1 protein-coding gene is annotated in these 4,315 nt (G+C 70.9%); it reads left to right on the top strand.

The genetic code is table 11. The features are described from left to right. Positions 1–4,315 (top strand): beta-ketoacyl synthase N-terminal-like domain-containing protein (locus AB0B72_RS40020; protein ID WP_367745015.1); only part of this gene is annotated, 4,315 nt, incomplete at both ends.

A 4,315-nucleotide genomic window follows, 5' to 3' on the forward strand; every position in this document is an offset into this window, starting at 1 on the left:
GGGGTGTCGTTGGCGTGGGGGTTGTGGGAGCAGGACGCGGGGATGGGGGCCGGTGCCGGGCGGGTGGCCCGGGGCGGTGTGGGTGCCCTGACGGCAGGTGAAGGGCTGGCGCTGTTCGATGCGGCGTTGGCGGTGGATCGGCCGGTGGTGGTGCCGATCAAGCTCGATCTGGGGGTGATGGCCGGGGGCATGGTGCCCGCCGTGCTGCGCGGCCTGGTCAAGACTCCCACTCGCCGCAGCGTGGACACCGCGGCGAGCGGAGCGGCGGCGCTGCGCGGGCAGTTGGCCGCATTGCCGCCCGTCGAGCAGGACAAGGCCATCCTCGACCTGGTCCGCGCCCACGTCGCCGGAGTCCTGGGACACGCCTCACCCCAGGGCATCGGGCCCGGCAAGGCGTTCAAAGAGCTGGGCTTCGACTCCCTGACCGCGGTCGAGCTGCGCAACCACCTCAAGGCCGCGACCGGGCTCAAACTCCCCGCCACACTCGTCTTCGACTACCCCACCCCGATCACCCTGGCCGAGCACCTGCGCTCGGAGTTGCTCGGGGTGCAGGGTGTGGTGGTCACCCAGGCGGCCACGGTCGACGCCGACGACGAGCCGATCGCGATCGTCGGGATGAGCTGCAGGTATCCGGGCGGGGTGGCCTCGCCTGAGGATCTGTGGCGGCTGGTCTCCTCCGGTGGTGACGGCATCTCGGCCTTCCCGTCCGACCGTGGCTGGGACGTCGCCTTCGACGACGACCCCGACCGGCAGGGCGCCAGCTCCACCCGCGAAGGCGGCTTCCTTCACGACGCGGGCCAGTTCGACCCCGCCTTCTTCGGCATCTCGCCGCGTGAGGCCATCGCCATGGACCCGCAGCAGCGGCTGCTCCTGGAAGCCTCCTGGGAGGCGTTCGAGCGAGCGGGGATCGACCCCGTGGAGGTCCGCGGCAGCCGTACCGGTGTGTTCGCCGGCGTCATGTATCACGACTACCTGTCGCGACTGCCCGCCGTGCCCGAGGGGATCGAGGGATACCTCGGCACCGGCGGGTCCGGCAGCGTCGCCTCGGGCCGGGTGGCGTACACCTTCGGGCTCGAAGGCCCTGCCGTGACTGTGGACACGGCCTGCTCGTCGTCGCTGGTCGCCCTGCACCTGGCCGCCCAGGCCCTCCGGCAGGGCGAATGCACGATGGCGCTGGCCGGTGGCGTGACGGTGATGGCGACCCCGGGGGCGTTCATCGAGTTCAGCCGCCAGCGCGGCCTGGCCTCCGACGGACGCTGCCGCGCGTTCTCCGCCGACGCGAGCGGGACCGGCTGGTCGGAAGGGGTCGGCATGCTGCTGCTTGAGCGGCTGTCGGACGCCGAGCGCAACGGCCATCAGGTGCTCGCGGTCGTGCGCGGCACGGCCATCAACCAGGACGGTGCTTCGAATGGGTTGACGGCGCCGAACGGTCCGTCGCAGCAGCGGGTGATCCGGCAGGCGCTGGCCAACGCCCGGCTCACGGTGACGGACGTCGACGTGGTCGAGGCCCACGGCACCGGCACGACGCTGGGCGACCCGATCGAGGCCCAGGCGCTCCTCGCCACCTACGGACAGGGACGGGACGAGCCGCTGTATCTCGGCTCGCTGAAGTCCAACATCGGTCACACCCAGGCGGCGGCCGGTGTCGGCGGGATCATCAAGATGGTCATGGCGATGCGCCACGGCGTCCTGCCGAAGACCCTGCACGTCGGCGAGCCGACCCCGCACGTGGACTGGACGGCGGGCGACGTCGAGCTGCTGACCGAGGCCCGGCCCTGGCCTTCGACCGACCGGCCGAGGCGGGCCGGCATCTCCTCCTTCGGGTTCAGCGGCACCAACGCCCACGTGATCGTCGAGCAGCCGTCCGTCATCTCCGAGCCGGCTCCGGCGGAGCGCGCGGCCCTCCCGGTCACACCGTGGGTGCTGTCGGGCCACAGCGAGCAGGCCGTCCGCGACCAGGCCATAAGGCTGCGCTCCCACATCGCGGACAACCCCGCCACCACTCCTCTCGACATCGGCTACTCCCTGGCCGCCACCCGCTCCGTCTTCGAGCATCGCGCGGTGGTGCTGGGCGGGGACCGTGACGCGCTCGTGGACGGGCTGGGGGTGCTGGCCCGTGGGGAGGCCTCTCCTGATGTGGTTCAGGGTGTCGCCTCCTCGGGCAAGGTGGCGTTCCTGTTCACCGGTCAGGGGTCTCAGCGGGCCGGGATGGGCCGGGAACTGTATGAGGCGTTCCCGGTGTTCGCCGAGGCGTATGACCGGGTGTGTGCTCATCTGCCGGCCATTGATGGTGAGTCGCTGGATCGTACGGAGTTCACTCAGCCGGCGTTGTTCGCGGTCGAGGTGGCGCTGTTCCGCCTGGTCGAGTCGTGGGGCATCGTGCCGGACTTCCTGGCGGGGCATTCGATCGGGGAGATCGCCGCCGCTCATGTGGCCGGCGTTTTGTCCCTGGAGGACGCCTGCACGCTGGTCACCGAACGCGGTCGTCTTATGCAGGCCCTCCCGGAGGGTGGGGCGATGGTCGCCCTGAACGCCTCAGAAGACGAAGTCCAGCCCCACCTCACCGACCGGGTGAGCATCGCCGCCGTCAACGGCCCCGCATCGGTCGTCGTAGCCGGGGACGAAGACGCCGTTATCGCGGTCATCGAACGGTTCCCCGACCGCAAGTCGAAGCGGCTGAAGGTCAGCCATGCCTTCCACTCGCCGTTGATGGACCCGATGCTGGAGGACTTCCGCCGGGTCGCCGAGTCCCTGACGTACAACACCCCGCGGATCCCGATCACGTTCGGCCACGACGCGGACTACTGGGTTGCTCATGTCCGGCAGCCGGTCCGCTTCCTGGACACCATGCGGACGCTGGAAGCCGAAGGAGTACGGGTCTTCCTGGAGCTCGGCCCCGACGCCGTACTGACCGCGATGGGCCAGGAATGCGCCGACGGCACCTTCGTTCCCGCCCTCCGGAGTGGACGTTCCGAGGTGCGGACGCTGCTCACCGCGGTCGCGGCGCTCCACGTGGAGGGGGCGTTCCCCACACTCAAGGCCTGTTTCGAAGGAACCGGCGCCCGCAGGGTGGAGCTCCCCACATACGCGTTCCAGCGGGAGTGGTACTGGCTGCACGCTCCCGCGATGGCCGGCGACGTACGGTCGGCGGGGCTGGGCGCAGCCGGCCACCCGCTGCTCGGCGCGGCCGTGGCGCCGGCGGACGGCGACGGGGTGCTGCTGACGGGCAGGCTGTCGCCGCAGACCCACCCCTGGCTCGCCGACCACGCCGTCATGGGATCGGTGATCCTGCCCGGCACGGCCTTCGTCGAGCTCGCCATCGGGGCGGGCGACCAGGTCGGCTGCGACCACTTGGAAGAGCTGACGTTGCAGGCGCCGCTGGTTCTGCCCGAGCAGGGCGCGGTCCAGCTCCAGGTCATCGTCGGCGGCCTCGACGAGTCCGGCAGGCGGCCGGTCAAGATCTACTCGCGACCCGAGGGGGCTTCCTCCGGATCTCCATGGACCCACCACGCCACCGGCCTGCTGGCGTCCGTCAGCCCCGCCCCCTCCTTCGACCTGGCGGTATGGCCCCCGGCCGACGCCACGCCGCTCGATGTGGACGGGCACTACGACCGGCTCGCCGAAATGGGCTTCGGGTACGGCCCCGCGTTCACGGGCCTCAAGGCCGCATGGCGCCGGGGTGATGAGGTGTTCGCCGAGGTCGCGTTGCCGGATGGGGTGAGCGGGTCGGGCTTCGGACTGCACCCGGCGTTGCTGGACTCGGCGTTGCACGCGATCAGCCTGGGCGGGTTCGTCGAAGGCGAGGGCGCCCGGCTACCGTTCGCGTGGAGCGAGGTCGGCCTGTACGCGGCCGGCGCCAGTGCACTTCGGGTACGGCTTTCGCCCGCAGGCCCCGACGGGGTGAGCCTCCAAATCACGGATGTGATGGGAGGTCCGGTGGCCTCGGTGGGCGGTCTGATGCTGCGGCCCGTGGCGGTCGAGCAGTTGAGCGCGGCGCGTTCGGAATCGCTGTTCGGGCTCGACTGGGTGCCGGCGGCCGCACAGGAGGTCCCGGGAACCGGTGAGTGGGCGTTCGTGGGTGGTTCGGACGGCTACCCCGATTGGGCGGCCCTGGATGAGGCGCTGGTGGACGGGATGGCTGTCCCCCCAGTGGTGGTGCTGTCTGCCGATGCCGATGCCGATGACGACGCCGCGTTGAGGGTTCGTGAGGCGGCGTTCATGGCGCTGGCGTTGGTGCAGGCGTTCGTGGGTGATGAGCGGTTTGATGAGTCGCGGTTGGTGGTGCTGACGTCGGGTGCGGTGGGGCCGGAGGAGG

The organism is Microbispora sp. NPDC049125, from assembly GCF_040802045.1.
Classification (GTDB): domain Bacteria; phylum Actinomycetota; class Actinomycetes; order Streptosporangiales; family Streptosporangiaceae; genus Microbispora.